Consider the following 16186-nt stretch of genomic DNA (forward strand, 5'->3'; position numbering starts at 1 on the left):
GGCGGTGCCTTTGCGTTGCAGCCGCCATTTCGATGTTGAAGCGGATATTACACTTTTTTCAAGAGGACTCTGATGAGGTCGTGTGTGAGGGTGGACGGAAATATTCATTGTTGTAAATAATATGATGCCAAAATTCAAATCCCACCCTCTCCGCCAGACACTCGTTCCCAACCGTTCCCAGAAGTCCGCCGGGGGCGCGGTCGTTCTCGACCTCTTGTTTCGCGGCGTGTGGTTGGATGGCCGCTGCCGAGCTGCGAGAGTAGCGCCCCTGGGGCGCTTCACGTCCTGCTTTCAATCTTCGTCGAGCCGGACCCAGCGGGAGGGCGCATGTCCGGTCACGCGTTTGAACGCGGAGGCGAACTTTCCCGGATTCGCATAGCCTACATGGGTTGCCACCTGTGTTACCGGCATGCCGGTGCGCAGCAAGGCCTGGGCCCGGATCATGCGCCGCTGCGTTAGCCAGGCATAAGGCGGCAGGCCCGTCCGCGCGCGCAGGGCGCGGGTGAAGCCGCTGCTGTCGAGACCGGCGGCCTTTGCCATCCGCGCCACCGATATGTCGCCGCCCAGGCTTTCCTCGACATAGTCCAGCACGCGGTTGTAGCGCCCGTCCGGGAGCGGATGATGCTGGCGCTCGCGGCGCGGTGCGCCTGCTTTCAGTTCCATCAGACGGCGCAGGATCAGGGCCCGGCCTGCGTCGAAAAAGGCGGTCGATGCGCCATGGATGGCCGCTTCGTGATGTAGCGCGGTCACCACCGATACCAGCAGGGCGTCGTCCTGAAAGCGGCCGGCCAGCGCGCTGACATGGTCCGGATCGAGGTCCGGTTCCGTTCCGTCGCTCCCCGGCAGCAGCGCCAGACCGATCATCGAAGTCCTCTCCGCCTTCGCGAAGCCCCGGCTGTGCGGCGGGCTGATCGCCAGCGTGCCCTGCCGCCACAGGCCTTCGAGCCTTGCGCCCCCGCCTTGCTGGAGGATCCTGGCCGCGCGCCCGGTGGCGAGAGCGATCCTCAGGAAGGGGCCATTGTCGATCTCCCCTTCGAAGGGGGGATAGTTGGCCGATACGAGCATGGACGTGCCGCGATCGTCGGCATGGACCTGCCCGTGGCCCGTCAGGTGCTGTTCGATCCGTGCGCGGTCGCAGGCCGCGCGCTGATTAAATCCCGGATCGGAGAAGTCCGTCCCGGATTGGAGTGGCTTGATCATGATATGATGTTACATACATTGATAATCGTTCTCAATAAAACAATGGGGCCTCAATGCGTTTTTCCTGCCGGTATCCTCTGTCCCTTGCGGTTTCGTGGCTCGCGCTCATGCAGCCGGCCTTCGCGGAAGGCCGGGACGACACCGAAGAGCCGCGGGAAAGCGCGAGCGATATCATCGTCACCGGCACGCGGCGCGCCACGCGGCTTCAGGATACCGACGTTTCGGTGACGGTCATCGGCCGGGAAATGCTCGATCAGGCGCGCATTCGCGACGTGCGCCAGCTCGATGCCGTCGTGCCCAACGTTCAGTTCAACGAGAGCGGGCAACTGGGCAGCACGTTCATCTCGATCCGCGGCATCGAATCCAACCCTTTCATCGTCAATCGCGCCGCCGTCTATATTGACGGCATTCCGTTCCGCGAACTGTCGAACGCCGTGCTCAACCAGGTCGAATCGGTCGAAGTGCTGCGCGGGCCGCAGGCGACGCTTTACGGTGCGAACAGCGAATCCGGCCTCATCGTCATCCAGACGCGGGCCCCGGCGGATCATCCCGTGATGGAGACGCGCCTTACCGGCACGCTCTTCGGCGGCGGGGCGAACGGCACGGCGGACGGTTTCGTCGGCGGGCCGTTGGGAAGCACCCTGTCCGGCTCGATCGCCTTCAAGCTCTCGCAGGGGGACAGTTTCCTGCGCAATATCCAGCCCGGCCGGCCGGAGGGAAGGATCGGCGAGACCTTCCTGCAAGGGCGCCTCAAATGGACCCCGGCGGACCGGCTGACCGTCAATGCCACGGCCTATATTCTCGACACCCGCGCGCCGGGCGTGTTCGATCAGGAATACCTGCCGTTGGACACCTGCCTCTACAACCGGACTTATGCCGATCTCTACAACGGCGGGCGCAGGACCGGGCGCTTTTCATATATCAACGATGCGCCCAAGCGCACGAACGAGCGCGAGACGGTGCTGGGGGTGAGCGCGCGCTACGAGCCGGGCTACGGCGCGCTGGACATGGCCATGTCCTACCGCCGCCTGAAGACGGATTCGAAAGGGCTGGATTTCGATTTCACGGCTCTGCCGACCGCTGCGGGGCAGGACTACAAGGACAAGGATTTCTGGAATTTCGAGCTGCGCTTTGCGTCCCCGGCAAGCGAGCCTTTCAACTATATCCTCGGCGTGACGCATTACCGGCAGGAAGACGAGCGCTTCCAGACGACTTTCGTGGGGCCGGGCACGCTGGATTCCTACGCCCCGTCGCCGCGCCAGTATGCCCGCGCGCGCGACTGGGGGGCTTTCGCATCGGCAAGCTGGTCGCCGGTGCCCGTGCCCGATCTCACGATCAGCGCAGGGCTGCGCTACGATCATGCCCATCGCGCGGCGCAGCAGAATGCCGGGCAGATCGATCTGGGCGGGGGCACCCTGTTCGTCTATCGCGATGCGGCGCTCTCGGGCGATTTCGATGCGCTGCTTCCGCGTTTCTCGATACGCTACAAGACCTCCCCGCAGCTCAGCTTCTATGCCAATGCCGCCAAGGGCTACATCCCCGGCGGTTTCAATCTGACGGCGGCGCAGGCCGGGCTTTCCGACGATGTGCTGCGCTACAGGTCGGAGACGATGTGGAGCCGGGAAGCCGGTTTCAAATGGCAATCCGCCGACGGCAGGCTGAGACTGGCGGGGGCGGCTTTCTATATCCGCTCGAACAACTGGCAGGAAATCCAGGTCGCCACCGACGAAACCGGCCGGATCATCTCGTCCGACTATATCGGCTCCAGCGCCTCTATCGACAGCAAGGGGTTCGAACTGGAAGCTTCGGCCGAACCTGTGAAGGGGCTGACGCTGACGGCCAATTTCGGCCTGTCCGATGCCCGTTACCGCGATCTTCAGGTCGATGCCGCCACCAATGCGCGCGGCAAGCGGGTCAAGCTGGTCCCGGCCTACGACGGCTATCTGGCGGCGCGCTATCAGACGGCCGACGGATTTTACGGACGCGCCGAAGTCTCTTTCACCGGCAGGGAATCGCTCGAAAGTCTGGGCCGGGCCATGCAGCCCGCGACGCAGACTGTCGGGCTGCAGGCCGGCTACGAGGCCGATCGCTGGAGCCTGCGTTTCTTCGTCGAGAACCTCACCAATGTCCGCCGCGGCACCGGCCTGGCCTTCCGGAACCTGGGCTTTGGCGACGACGGCAACTGGTACTCGCCGATCGGCCGCTCCCGTCAGGGCGGCGTCGAACTGGAATGGAGACTATGAACGGTATGAACGCGGACCAACTGACGCCCGGACTTTCCGGCGCGCCCGAAACGCTGCTGATCACGCTGGCGGCGCGCCTTGTCGCGTCTTCGCAGAATGCCGATCTCGGCTTTGCCGATCCGGCGGCGGAGCAGGTGGGGGCGGCGCTCGATTTCGATCCTGCCCGCTTCAGCGACGACCGGGCGAGCATGCGCGGGTCCATCGTGCGGGCGCAATGGTTCGATGCGGTTGTCCGCCGCTTCATCGCGGCCAATCCGGCAGGTCTCGTCATTTCCATCGGATCCGGCCTCGATACCCGCGCCAACCGGATCGCCCCGCCCGAGGGGATCGACTGGATCGACATCGATTTTCCCGAAGTCACAGCCTTGCGCGAACGCCTGATCCCGCCGCTCGACCGGGTTCGCAGCATGGCAGCCGATGGGACCGCCGTCGCCGAATGGGCTCCGGCGCTTCCCTGGCATCCGGGCCGCGCCGTCCTGGTGCTGGCCGAGGGGGTGTCGATGTACCTGACGCCGCAGCAGGCCGAAAGCTGGCTGCAGGGGCTTACGGAGGCGGCGGCCTCCCGCCAGTCCGGCATGACTCTGGCGCTCGACCTCGCATCCCCGCTGATGGTCAGGCAATCGCACCGGCATCCCAGTGTTTCGCAGACCGACGCCCGTTTCCAGTGGGGCGTCCGCCGTCCGGAGGATGTGTGCGATCTGGCCGACGGGCTGGCGCTTGCGGACAGCTATGACGTGGCCTCGAACAGCGGAACCGCCTCCCGCATCGCGGCGGCCATCTACCGGGTGGTGACAGGGGGCAGGCCGGTCTACAGTTGCGCGCGGTTCGAATATCCGGCCGCCAGCGTGTGACGAACTTTTCACCGCCGGGCGCCGCCGTTCGCGAGGCGTATGATTGCGCTGGTACCGAAGTTGGTGCGCGGTCCGCGCGCTGTCCGTCCCTTCCGCGATCCGCAGAGGAAGGGACCGTCAGTGCAACAGGAACTCCACCGGCACCACCAGCTCGAGCGTCTCGCCGGGTCTGTCCTTTGGCGGTTTCGGCAGTGGCTGTGCCCGCTTCGGAAGTGCCAGGGCCTCGCGATCGAGATCGGGAAAACCTGACGAACGTTCGAGGCGGGAGGAGAGCACTTTGCCTTCGCGGTTCATGACGAACCGGATGTAGGGCACGCCCTGCTGTCGGCGAAACTGGGCCGTGCGCGGATAGCGCCGTTGCTTGTTCAAGGCCGCCAGAACACGCCCCTCCCAACTGTCGGGGCCGTTGCTGGCCATCTGCGGGGCGGGTGGTGCTGGCGCCGTTTTCGGCGCGGCCTGTTCGGGCTTGCTGGGGACAGGGCTGGCGGTTTCGGGTTCGATTTCGGCGGCGTTTCCGGCGGAGACGGCTTTGTTGCGCCCTGGTTTTCCCGATCCCGTCTCATGACCGTTGCGCCAAACGGCTCGTCGCCCTCCGACGCCCTTGCGACCCACGGCTGACTTATGCAGCCGCGACCGGAGACTGGTAAACTCCCCCCCGCATCATCAAGGCCCAGACGATCCGTGCCATTTTGTTGACCCGCGCCACACGCACCAACATGGGAGGCTTGCGGGCCAGCATCCCGCCCAGCCATGTCCCCGGTTTGGCGCTGGCATGGACGTGGCGTTTTATGATCACGCTGTTGGCTCCGATGATCAGAAGGCGTCGCAACGATCGCTCACCCATCTTTGTCGTGGCCCCATGGCACTGCTTGCCTCCTGTCCAATGCTGCCGAGGTGTCAGGCCAAGCCATGCCGCAAAGTCCCGTCCCTTTTGGAATGTTTCGGGAGCCGGAGCCAGAATCGCAATGGCCGTGGCGATCAGCGGCCCAATGCCCGGCACAGTCATGAGCCGACGGGCGACTTCGTCCTTGTTGGCTCGCCGACCAATCTCCGCATCGAGCTTGCCGATCTTCACCTTGAAATGGGTAAGGGCTGCAATCAGCACTTGTAGAGTGGCGAGAGCATCCCTGGGCAATCCACTGTCCGGGTCCACGACGATCGCCATCAGCCGCGTTGCGTTCGCCGCTCCTTGCGGCACGATCTGCCCGAACTCCCCGGGATGGCCGCGCAGGGAATTGCTCGCCTGCGTGCGCTGCCGGATCAGTAGCTCGCGGATGCGGATGACCGTTGCTGCCCCCTGGTCTCTTCGCTCTTCACAGGCACGAACCGCATCGTTGGGCGCGTAGCCGCTTCGCAAATCGCTTCTGCATCAGCCGCATGCACTTGAAACACATTCTTCGCCAGATCGAGCCCGACCGTGATAATCTCCGACATGACCGCCCTCCTGTGTGGATCGTTCCAGACCCGCATTCGCACATCGATGCCGTCGGAGGGCGGTCACATCATCAAAGCCTCGCTTGAGGCGATTTAGGTGCACCTTTTTCCTTTACCCTATCGCCAAATCCATCATTTCCTTGTAGTCATGATAATGACTCGCATTTACATTATCATTGTTTGAAACTGAGGGGGATTGAGTGGTCTCACATAAACTTACCTGCGGGATCGCTTTGATCTCGCCGTTGGCCACACTGGCATCGCCGGTGTCGGCGGCGGGCCTCTCTGAAGACCTGACGGAGGCTGCGGCTGGCCGAAGTGGAGCCGAGGGCGATGCATCCGCAGCAGATGATGGGGACACTGGAAAGAGCCCTATCGTCGTTACAGGGTTGCGTGCTGAAAAGACTGCTCTGAGCGCAACCAAGACCGATACGCCGCTGCTGCTGACTCCGCAGTCCGTTTCGGTCGTCAGCATGGAGGACATGCGCACGCGCAGCATCCTCTCGGTCGGAGATGCGCTTACCTACAGCGCAGGTGTGTTCGCCAATACCAAGGGTGCGACATATGGCGGCGATGCCATTGCCATCCGCGGTTTTGGGAACGACGGTACGACGGGAACGGCCGGAAATACCTATGTCGATGGATTGCGACTGGGCGGTACTGGCTATGTCAGCGGCGCGCTCGATCCCTATCTCTATGAGCGCGTGGAAGTGGTGAAAGGGCCGGCTTCCGTTCTCTATGGCCAGTCGGTGCCGGGCGGTCTCATCAACATGGTCAGCAAACGGCCCAAGGCGGAGTTCAGCGGCGAGGCGATTGTCCGGTACGGCACATTCGACCGCAAGCAATTCGCTCTGGATGTGACCGGCCCGGTGACGGAGCGTCGCGATCTGCTCGTCCGCGTGACAGGCACCTGGTTCGATACGCATGACATCTATCGTTTTTCCGGCCGCAAGCGCGTCCTGTTCGCGCCCTCGCTCACCTGGAATCTGGGGGACAGCACGAGCCTGACCGTTCTGACCCACTACCAGAAGGATGATTTCGCAGGGTCGACGCTGAACTGGCTGCCGACGATCGGCACCGTGATCGCCAATCCCAATGGCCGCGTTTCCCGCAAGCTGTTTACCGGCGATCCCAATTACCAGCGGTGGGACCGGGAAACGGCTTCGGCGGGCTATCAGTTCGAGCACCGTTTCAGCGACTGGCTGAGCTTCCGGCAGAACTTCCGCTACACCAGCACCGATCTGGATAATCACAATATCTATATCAGCCGTCTCTCGCCGGATTTCCGGACAGCGGGGCGTCAGGCATTCGGCCTGCGCGAGCATGGCGACGACTTCACGATCGATAACAACGCGGCGTTCACGTTTGCCACCGGGGCCATCTCGCACGAGGTACTGGCGGGGCTGGACTGGCAGAGCCTGAAGTACGAGACGGACCGTGTGTTCGCGGTGGCACCGGCGCTGGATGTATTCGCGCCGGTCTACCATCAGGATATTCCCGAGCCCGCGCCATTCCAGCACCGCATTTACCGCAACCGGCAGACAGGCCTTTATCTGCAGGATCAGGTGGCGCTGGGGGGATGGCGCTTGTTGCTGGGGCTGCGCCAGGACTGGGCATCCTTCAAGGCGTCCGACCTCATTTACGATGTCGGCCAGAAGTCCAAAAACAAGGCGCTGACCAAGCGGGCGGCCTTGCTTTACGCATTTGACAATGGCCTGTCGCCTTACGTCAGCTATTCGGAGAGCTTCATCCCGCAATACGGTGCGGACTACGATGGCAACAACTTCGATCCCGAAAAGGGCCGCCAGCTCGAAGCCGGTGTGAAGTTCCAGCCTGCGGGAACGGCCAGCTTCCTGACGGCGTCCGTTTTCGACCTGCGCCGCCGCAATTATCTGACGGCGGATCCGAATCCGGAGCATGCCGGGTTCTCCGTCCAGAACGGGGAAGTCCGGATGCGCGGGCTTGAACTGGAAGCCAATGTCACGGTGAAGGAGGGGCTCACGCTGGTGGGCGCCTATACGCTTCTGGATTCCAGGGTGACGGACAGCGGCGATGCCGTTTCGGGCATCAACCCTGATACGCTCGCGGTCGAGAGCCGGGATCAGCAAGGGCTGCGGTTGCAGGCCGTGCCCCGGCACAACGCCTCGCTCTGGGTCAACTATGTGTCGCCTGTCGGCGTCGCTCTGGCAGGCGGCGTGCGCTATTCCAGTTCGACTTACGGTGACGCGGCCAACCTGTCGCGTGTGCCTGCCTTCACGCTGTTCGATGCGTCGGTCCGTTTCGATCTGGGCCAATGGCTGCCGGATCTGCAGGGGCTGGAACTGTCGGTGAAGGCGAACAATGTCTTCGACAAGAAGTACATTTCATCCTGTGTCGGCATCGACCGCTGCTACTATGGCCAGGCGCGCAACGTGATCGCCGATCTGGCATGGCGTTGGTGAGAGCACCGGCGCCCGGGCGGGCTCAGGTACTGAACCGGATCGTTGCAGGTCTCGGCGGCGGTTACGCCGTCGCGGCCGCTGCGGCCTTCGCATTGCCCGCCTTATTGCCGGGAGCCGCGGTGGAAACCGTGGTGGCGGCCCAATTGATCGCCTATGTGCTGTTCGTGCTTGTCGCGCTCTGGTCGTTCGTGCCGCGGCGGGGCGCGCATGTCTGGGCCGGTATCCTTGTGACGGCCGGTGCGCTCCTGCTGGCAGGCCTGATGGGCAGCGGTCCGGGGTGAGGGATGGATTCCGCCAGACCATGGCGTTTCTTCACAGCTGGGCCGGTCTGGTTCCCGGCTGGTTGCTCTATGCCGTCTTTCTCACCGGAACGCTGACCTACTACAGGCAGGAGATAAACCTCTGGATGCGTCCGGAGCTGAGCCAGGGCGCGGCCGATCCGCAGGCCGTCGGCCACGCAATTGGCCGTCTGCGGCAGGAGGGCGCCAATGCCCGGCTCTGGCGCATCGATTTGCCGACATCGCGCAATCCGATAACCGAAATCATGTGGAAGGGCGGCGCGGGCGGTTTCCAGTCCCGGCAGCTTGCTCCTCGAACCGGCGCTTCGCGGCAAGGGCGCGAGACGATGGGCGGGGATTTCCTCTACTACTTTCATTTCGATCTGAACGTACCGGGGCGCCTGGGGCGCTGGCTGATCTGCTTTGCCGCCATCGCCATGATGGTGGCGATCATCAGCGGGGTGATTACGCACCGGCGGATATTTACAGACTTCTTCACCTTCCGTCCGTGCAAGGGGCAAAGAAGCTGGCTGGACGCGCACAATGTTATGGGCGTTGTCGCTTTGCCTTACCACCTGATGATTACTTTTACCGGGCTGGTCACGCTGGCAAGCATGTTCATGCCCTGGGCGATCCAACGCGTCTATTCCGGCGATCTGGCGGCTTATGCCGGTGATCTGGCCGGCGGCACCGGAGACTCGATCGCCACTGCCGCGCCTGCCGGAAGACCGGCCCTTTCCGGCGAGCGGGTGCAGGCTATCGTTCGCCGGGCCGAGCGAGAATGGGGCGGCGGGCAGGCGGGCCGCATCCTCATCGACGATCCTCTGTCCGAAACGGCAAGGGTCACGGTCGAACGCCTCGATTCCGAACATATTTCCTATGACCGGCCATGGCTGCGGTTCGGGCCAGACGGGCATCTGATGGCTCGGTATGATGGAGGCGGATCGGCCATGGCACTGCGGGGCTGGCTCTATGGCCTGCACATGGGGCGTTTTTCCGATGCCTGGCTGCGGGCCCTGTTCTTTCTGTCCGGGCTGCTGGGGACGGCCATGATCGCGACGGGGCTGGTGCTGTGGACTGTCAAGCGGCGCCCGCGAAACGCCTTGCCGGGAAGGGGAATGTTGGCGGAGCGGATCAACGTTGCGGTGATTGCCGGACTGCCGGTTGCGATTGCCGCCCTGCTGCTCGCCAATCGCCTTCTGCCGGCCGCTATGTCCGGCCGGATGGGCTGGGAAGCGAGCGCGTTCTTTCTCGCCTGGCTGGCCGCCCTGGTTCACGCGCTTTGCACCTCTCCCGCGCATGCCTGGAGATGGCAGGCGCGATGCGCCGGTCTGATATGTCTGGCGGCGCCGGTGCCATTGCTGTTTGTGCCTGACAGCGGGCTGTTTACCTGGATCGCAACGGGGGACAGAGTGCGTGCCGGTGTCGACGTCGCATTGATCTTTACCGGCCTTGCCATGCTGGGCGTGACCATGTTTCGGGGAAAGAGGGCCGCCGCATGAGCTTCCTCTTCGCGCTGGCAGGCATGTCGTGCCTGTGTTTGTCGATGCCGCGGCATCAGCGGGATCTGTTTCTGCGGCCGCTTCCTCCCAGGTGGCAGCACTGTCTGCGGTGGGGCGGATATGTTTGGCTGTCGGCATCGTTTGCCGTGGCTCTGGCGGACGGGGCCACACATGTTGTGCAATGGGCGGGCGAACTCAGTATGGCCGCGCTGGCTTCCGTTGCGCTGCCCGCCGCCGCTCTCTTTTTGCGGCGGCCGGGCGCGCGAGGGAAAAGGTGAAGCGCGGCCCCCTTCATTCCGCTGCGAGTAGTGAGAGCCTGTCGATCAATGCGGCCATGATGGCTTTCACGCGCGCTTCGCAAAAGAGCGGGCGGCGAAATTCGAGCCGGAAAGTCAGTGTGTCGCGAGGGACGACGATCACTGTCAGCGGATAGCTGGTTCCGCCCCGGTTGCCGACATCGGAGAAGGCAATGTCCCCCCGGACCTCGTGCCACAAGGCCTCATCTACAGGATAGTTCTCGAAGACGACGAGCGTATCGAAAGGTGCGCTTTCTGCATTTGTCCAGCACTGGAGCATCGGCGGCGGCGCGTGTTCGTGTTGCCGCATGGCGATGTTGTCGGCCAGAATACCGCGCAGCCATGGCCCCTTGTCGTGTGAAAGGCCGACATCGCAGACAAGAGGCATGGTGCCCACCATCAGATCGACGATGTCTTCTATTCCGGGAATATCCGCCGAGCGGCCCGACGCCGTTACACCGAAAGCAACGCAATCGCTCCCGGTCTCGCTGGCGATCACTTGTGCAAGCGCCGCCTGGACAAGCGTGTTGAGCGTGACTTTGTGCTTCGCTGCCAAAGCCCTTAGCGCCTGAACGTCTTCCAGCGGCATGACATGCTCGACGGCGCCGGTGGACGCGCCTGCCTCGTCGGGGGGCTGTACGGCTTTGGGAGTCTTGTGCAGCAGACTCTGGCCGGAGAGCTTGTCCAACTGGGTCCGCCAGTAGGCCTGATGCGGTTCGTCGTCCTGTCGGCTGCGCCACAGCGCGACCTGCCGGGGGCCGCTGCCTGCCGGAGGCAGTGCTTCCCCGTCATAGAGGCGGAGCAATTCCCCCAGAACGCGCGACATCGACCATCCGTCGAGAAGAGCATGGTGCCATGTCCAGAGAAACCGCCAATCGCCCGAAGGCATCTGGATCAGCGTGAGACGGCACAGCCTGGATCCGTCGCCGAGCGAAAAGCCGCGCCGGTACTCGTTTTCGCGCAAGCGGGCCCACGCCTCTTCGGCATCGGGGCGGCCGGTGAAGTCTAGGATGTCTGCAGTGTGGCCTGTCCCTTTGGCGATGGCGAGCAACGGGCGTTCCTGTTCGTGCCATACCGGAATGCAGCGCAAAACGTCGTGCCGCGCGGCAAGGCGCACCCACGCCGCGTTCATCCGGTCCGCGTCCAGCCCGGTTATGCTGGCCCAGACTTGCACCCGGTAGGCCGTGGAATCGGGGCGGCGGGCGCTGTGCCGCAGCATGGCGGCCTGAAGCGGCGAAGGCGGGACGATGTCCGCAATGGCCGGTGCAGGCAGGGGCAGTCCGTCAATCTCTTGCTGGCTGATTCCGGCCAGAGGAAAGTCGCAAGGCGTGGCCTGACCAGGCGTAACTGCCACGCAATGGGCGATCAGATCATGCAGGCAGGTTTCAAACCTGCGCATCATCGCCGCCAGCGTATCCGCCTCGAACTGCAGGCGGCTGTAACGCAGATGCAGGGCGAGCTTGCCACCGGTTACTTGCCCGTCGATCGCTATCGATGCTCCCAACGGGGCATCGCGGTCCGTTCCCGGGCCGCAATCCTCGCCCGCCAGCCGCCAGTCTCCGTCGATGACATTGTCGAACTGTCCAAGGTAGTTGAACGACAAGGAGGGCAGGCCGCCTTGACCATGCTGCTTCTCGTTCAGGGCGGGCAGGTGGCGGAGCATGCCATACCCCAGTCCGCCATGGGGCACTCCGGTCAGTGCCTCCTTTGTGTGCCGTATCGCGCTGTCCCAGTCTTCGCCAGCAGGAGCGAAACGGACCGGATAGACACTGGTGAACCAGCCGGTGGTACGGCTGAGGTCAATCCCGGGGAACAGGCTTTCCTCGCGCCCGTGCCCTTCCAGATGCACGGTAACCGCTTCAAGATTCCAGTGCGTGGCCACGGCCCGGCCAAGCGCAGTCAGCAGCAGGGTATCGATCCGCGTGCGATAGGCGGCCGGGGCTTTCGTCAGAAGCGCCTGCGTTGTCTGCTCGTCCAGGACGAGCGAGAGCGTTTCGGCATCTCCTCTCACTGCCGGTGCCCCCGGATGATCGAGCGGGATGGCCGGTGCATCCAGCATGGACTGCCAGAACGGGCGTTCGTTCAGGAAACGGGGCAATGCTTCGGCTTGGCGGATCGCCCAGCGCCCGAACGGCGTGGTCTCGGGCTCCGGCATGGTCCGCTGGCACGGGGCCGTCAGCAGCCCGCGCAGGTCTTCGAGCACGATCCGCCACGATACCCCGTCAACCGCCAGGTGGTGTGCTGCGAGAAACAGCCTTTGCGCCCCGTCCGGCAAGGCGATCAGCCGCGCGCGCATCAGCGGCCCATGCTCTATGTCCAGTGCGGCTTGCACTTCGTTGCACATGGGCGTGATGGCCTCAGCCGTTTCCGCCGTGCGCTGATCGCAGACAATATCTGCGGCGTCGCTGTATTCCTGCCGCCACTGCCCGCTCGTGTTCTGCCGGAACCGCAGGCGGAATGCAGAGTGGGTCTGCCCCAGCACGGTCATTGCGTTCTGCAACGCGCTGAAGGAGACAGGAGCTGTCACTTCGAGAAAAACCGACTGGTTCCAGCGATTGCGGTTTGCCAGCGCAAGAGTGAAGAACCAGTCTTGAATAGGCGTCAGCGGCAGAGGGCCATCTGGCAGCTCTTCTGTCTTCTGCGCATGGGCTTCGACCGGTTCCGCAACGCGGGCCAGGGCTTCAACCGTTTGTCCTTCCAGAACCTGCTTCGGCGTGATCTTGTATCCGGCTGCGCGGGTGCGGGCCACGATCTGCAAGGCAAGGATGGAATCGCCGCCGATCTCGAAGAAGTTGTCGGTGACGCCGATGGCATTGACGCTCAGTGTATTGCGCCAGATGTCCAGCAAGGCCGATTCCACCGGATTGCGCGGTGCCAGCCCGGTCGATCCGCTGGACCAGTCGGGCACGGGCAGGGCCGCCCGGTCGATCTTGCCCGTGCCTGTCACAGGCAGGGCATTGAGAACGATCAGCCGCGCGGGAACCATGTGGCGTGGCAAGGTTCGTTCCAGATCGGCCATCAACTCGGCCGCATCGGCTGTCCGGCCGGTGTGCGGCGCCACATAGCCGATCAGCCGCTGGATGCCGTCGCGCTCATCGACGACGGCCGCAGCGTCGCGGATACCGGGCAGCGATGCGAGATGCGCTTCGACGTCGCCCAGTTCGATACGAAAGCCGCGCACTTTGACCTGATGGTCGCGGCGGCCGAGGAATTCCACCTGGCCGTCTTCGTTCCATCGGGCGAGGTCTCCGGTGCGGTACATGCGCTTGCCGGGCGCACCGAAGGGGTCCGGCACGAAGCGTTCGGCAGTCATGGTCTGCCCATCCATGTAGCCGCGGGCGAGGCCGCCGCCGCCGATCCACAGCTCGCCGGGAATGCCGGGCGGTACGGGGTTGAGATCGTGGTCGAGGATATGGGCCAATCTGTCGCCCACGGGCCTGCCGATGGGAACGACCGGGCTGGCGGGGGCGGCAGGACCACTGCCTTTCCATACCATGGGGGTGATCACGGTTTCGGTGGGGCCGTAGCCGTTGATCGCATGGCCCGGTTTCAGGAACCGCAGCACGTTTTCAAGACCGGTCCTGGGCATGGCCTCGCCGCCGAACGAGTACAGGTGCACTGCCGGGGGCTCGGCGTCCTGCGTTTCCGCCCAGGATGCGACTTGCTGAAGATAGCGGGGCGGGAAACCCGCATGTGTCGCGGCCTGCTCTCCGATTGTGGCCAGCGTTTTTTCCGGCGACCACAGATCATCGTCGCGCAGGATAATCGCGCCGCCGTGGGAGAGTGCGGTCATCCATCTTTCGTGTGCGCCGTCGAAGGCAAAGGAGATGAAATGCAGCTCCCGGCTGTTCTCATCCATGTCGTAAAGGGCGCCGGTCGCGCGGCAATGGGCGGCCAGCGGGCCGTGTTCGACCATGACTCCCTTGGGCTCTCCGGTAGAGCCGGAGGTATGAATGATATAGGCAAGACTGGACGGATGGATGGGGACGAAAGGCATATCCCCGTTGTTCCCGGAGCCTTGCACGGTGATCGAAGCGGCCGGGTCCAGGGCGGGCAGGTCGCCCAGCCCTTCGCGGCCTATCAGCATGGCGAGTTCGGCTTTGCGCGCGATGGCGAGCCGCCTTGCCTGCGGGTCCCTGGGGTCCAGCGGAACGAATGCGCCGCCACAGCGCATGACGGCAAGCAGGGCCACGATCATGTCGAATGATCGCTCCAGGCAGACGCCGATGCGTGTTTCCGGACCGGCGCCCTGTGCCGCCAGTTTGCCGGACAGCGCCTTGGCGCGTCTGTCCAGATCGCCGCGCGTCAAGACGGCATCTCCTAGGATGACGGCCGGGGCGCCGGGGTTCTCACGCGCCAGCCGCGCCAGCGTGACGGGAATCGGCTCGGGGGCGGCGGAACCATAGTCGGGGCCTTGTCCCCACCGGGCGAGGATTTCCCTTTCGGCCTCTGTCCTGGCATCGATTTGCCAGAGCGGCACATCCGGCCGCGCCGCGACCTGGCGCAGCAGATGTGTCCAGCGCTCCAGAAAGCTGTCGATCTCAGCCGCGCTATAGGCTGCGGTGCGATAGGCGATGCGGGCCAGAATGCCCCCGTCCGCTTGATCGGACGTCGCAAATGCGAGATCGAACTTGGCCGTTGTTACCGGCAGCTCAAGCGGAGACATGACCAGACAGGGCAGCCTGATCTGGTCCAGCCGCCGCTCCGGTGTGTGATCGTACATCATCGAAAACAGCGGAAGGCTGTTCCGTTCGGCGCGCAGAGCATCGTCGATCCGGCCGAAGCCGATGTCGCTATGGTCCAGAGCCTGTGCAACGGTACGGGCGACACTGTCGATCAGTTCGGCGAAGGACTGGCTGCTGTCTGTCTTTTGCCGGATCGCGGCGGTGTTGACGAAGCAGCCTATCAGGTTTTCGGCCTCGCTGCCGCGCCGGTTGTCGACGGGAATGCCGAGGGTCAGGTCCGTCTGGCCGCCAAGCCGCGAGCACAGCAGGAAGAAAGAGGAGAGCAGAACGGGAAACAGCGTCTGCCCCCGGCTTGCCGCGAGGGCACGAAGGTCTTCGCTGAGATCAGGCGGCAGAACCGCGCTTCGTTCCGCGCCTTCGTCGCTGGCAGCGCCGCCGGGCTGCGCCGTGCCGGGCAGAGTGGGCGGGGGCGGTGCATCGGCCAGCTTCGCGCGCCAATATTCAAGCTGCCGTTCCTCTTCGCCCGCGCCGAGCCATGCCGATTGCCAGGCCATTACATCGGCATACTGGACGGGCAGTTCCGGCAGAACCGGCGCGCGCGCGTCCACGGCGCCGCGATAGGTTTCCTCCAGCTCTTTCATGAGAATGGGGATAGACCCGCCGTCAGCGGCAAGGTGGTGGATGGCAAGCAGCAGCATATGCCGGTCGCTTTCCAGCCGGAGCAGGCGCGCGCGCAGCGGCAGGTCCGCCGACAGGTCAAAGGCGGACGCATTCCACTTGGCCACCTGCCGTTCGGCCTCGGCCGTGCGTTCGTCGTCGGGCAGATCGCTCAAATCGGTGAGCGGCAGCGAGAAAGCGCTTGCCGGTATGGCCAGCGCCTGAACGTTGCCGTCATTCTGCTCGCGATAGCCGGTCCGCAAGATGGCGTGGCGTGCCATGATGGTTCGCAGCGCGTTTTCCAGAGCCGTGCAATCGAGCTGGCCCGTGAGCATGAAAAGGCCCGGCATCGCATAGGCCGTTGAATCCGGATGCATCCGGACCGCCTGCCAGATCTGTTCCTGTCCGGCGAACAGCGCCTTGTCCGTGTCCGTTTCGCCGCGCGGAGGAACAGGCAGGCGGGAGAAGGGTATGCCCTGACGCTCCAGGGCCTGAAGGAAAGCGCGCTGTTTGCCGCGCGGCAAAGTGGCGAAACTCTTTGCAACGTCCAGAAGGGATTCGGCTTGCGTGGCCATGGCTGGTTTCCTGCGTGTGAGAGA

General features: G+C 64.1%; 9 protein-coding genes and 1 pseudogene. 6 read left to right on the forward strand and 4 right to left on the reverse strand.

Features of this window, described 5'->3' with window-relative positions; all coding sequences use genetic code 11:
* Positions 1-291 precede the first annotated feature (291 nt).
* Positions 292-1200, reverse strand: a complete 909-nt coding sequence (locus MTR66_RS15805; RefSeq protein WP_243922777.1) for a helix-turn-helix transcriptional regulator — start codon at positions 1198-1200, stop codon at positions 292-294.
* A 107-nt stretch (positions 1201-1307) separates the two neighbouring features.
* Here MTR66_RS15805 and MTR66_RS15810 point away from each other — a divergent pair, with 107 nt between their 5' ends.
* Positions 1308-3443, forward strand: coding sequence for a TonB-dependent receptor (locus MTR66_RS15810; protein WP_243922779.1), 2136 nt, complete (start codon positions 1308-1310; stop codon positions 3441-3443).
* A complete protein-coding gene (locus MTR66_RS15815; RefSeq protein WP_243922781.1) occupies positions 3440-4294 on the forward strand; it encodes a class I SAM-dependent methyltransferase in 855 nt (284 codons plus the stop codon). The genes MTR66_RS15810 and MTR66_RS15815 overlap by 4 nt, the downstream gene beginning before the upstream one ends.
* A 117-nt stretch (positions 4295-4411) precedes the next feature.
* On the opposite strand, the gene MTR66_RS21380 is transcribed toward MTR66_RS15815, so the two are convergent.
* Both MTR66_RS21380 and MTR66_RS15825 read right to left on the reverse strand, forming a co-directional pair.
* Complete coding sequence (locus tag MTR66_RS21380; protein ID WP_243922783.1) at positions 4412-4906, reverse strand: energy transducer TonB family protein; 495 nt, start codon at positions 4904-4906, stop codon at positions 4412-4414.
* 7 nt (positions 4907-4913) lie between these two features.
* Positions 4914-5728, reverse strand: a pseudogene (locus MTR66_RS15825) (IS110 family RNA-guided transposase).
* Positions 5729-6117: 389 nt separating this feature from the next.
* Between MTR66_RS15825 and MTR66_RS15830 the strand changes: the two are divergent.
* Genes MTR66_RS15830 through MTR66_RS21450 form a run of 4 tightly spaced genes read left to right on the forward strand, consistent with a single transcriptional unit; the run spans position 6118 to position 10227 of the window.
* A complete protein-coding gene (locus tag MTR66_RS15830; RefSeq protein WP_243922784.1) occupies positions 6118-8169 on the forward strand; it encodes a TonB-dependent siderophore receptor in 2052 nt (683 codons plus the stop codon).
* Positions 8157-8450 (forward strand): hypothetical protein, encoded by a 294-nt coding sequence (locus tag MTR66_RS15835; protein ID WP_243922786.1) that lies wholly within the window; start codon positions 8157-8159, stop codon positions 8448-8450. The genes MTR66_RS15830 and MTR66_RS15835 overlap by 13 nt, the downstream gene beginning before the upstream one ends.
* 20 nt (positions 8451-8470) lie before the next feature.
* On the forward strand, positions 8471-9949 hold the full coding sequence (locus tag MTR66_RS15840; protein ID WP_243922788.1) for a PepSY-associated TM helix domain-containing protein: 1479 nt from the start codon (positions 8471-8473) through the stop codon (positions 9947-9949).
* Complete coding sequence (locus tag MTR66_RS21450) at positions 9946-10227, forward strand: DUF3325 domain-containing protein (protein WP_407673062.1); 282 nt, start codon at positions 9946-9948, stop codon at positions 10225-10227. The genes MTR66_RS15840 and MTR66_RS21450 overlap by 4 nt, the downstream gene beginning before the upstream one ends.
* 13 nt (positions 10228-10240) lie before the next feature.
* On the opposite strand, the gene MTR66_RS15845 is transcribed toward MTR66_RS21450, so the two are convergent.
* Positions 10241-16162, reverse strand: a complete 5922-nt coding sequence (locus MTR66_RS15845; RefSeq protein WP_243922790.1) for a non-ribosomal peptide synthetase — start codon at positions 16160-16162, stop codon at positions 10241-10243.
* Positions 16163-16186 lie beyond the last annotated feature (24 nt).

Origin of the sequence: Novosphingobium beihaiense, assembly GCF_022832375.1 — a bacterium.
GTDB classification, from domain to species: domain Bacteria; phylum Pseudomonadota; class Alphaproteobacteria; order Sphingomonadales; family Sphingomonadaceae; genus Novosphingobium; species Novosphingobium beihaiensis.

Excerpts from the sequence above, each read along its gene's own strand:
- MTR66_RS15805 (WP_243922777.1), bottom strand. The coding sequence starts at position 1,200 with ATGATCAAGCCACTCCAATCCGGGACGGACTTCTCCGATCCGGGATTT.
- MTR66_RS15810 (WP_243922779.1), top strand. The coding sequence starts at position 1,308 with ATGCAGCCGGCCTTCGCGGAAGGCCGGGACGACACCGAAGAGCCGCGG.
- MTR66_RS15815 (WP_243922781.1), top strand. The coding sequence starts at position 3,440 with ATGAACGGTATGAACGCGGACCAACTGACGCCCGGACTTTCCGGCGCG.
- MTR66_RS15835 (WP_243922786.1), top strand. The coding sequence starts at position 8,157 with ATGGCGTTGGTGAGAGCACCGGCGCCCGGGCGGGCTCAGGTACTGAAC.
- MTR66_RS15840 (WP_243922788.1), top strand. The coding sequence starts at position 8,471 with ATGGCGTTTCTTCACAGCTGGGCCGGTCTGGTTCCCGGCTGGTTGCTC.
- MTR66_RS21450 (WP_407673062.1), top strand. The coding sequence starts at position 9,946 with ATGAGCTTCCTCTTCGCGCTGGCAGGCATGTCGTGCCTGTGTTTGTCG.
- MTR66_RS15845 (WP_243922790.1), bottom strand. The coding sequence starts at position 16,162 with ATGGCCACGCAAGCCGAATCCCTTCTGGACGTTGCAAAGAGTTTCGCC.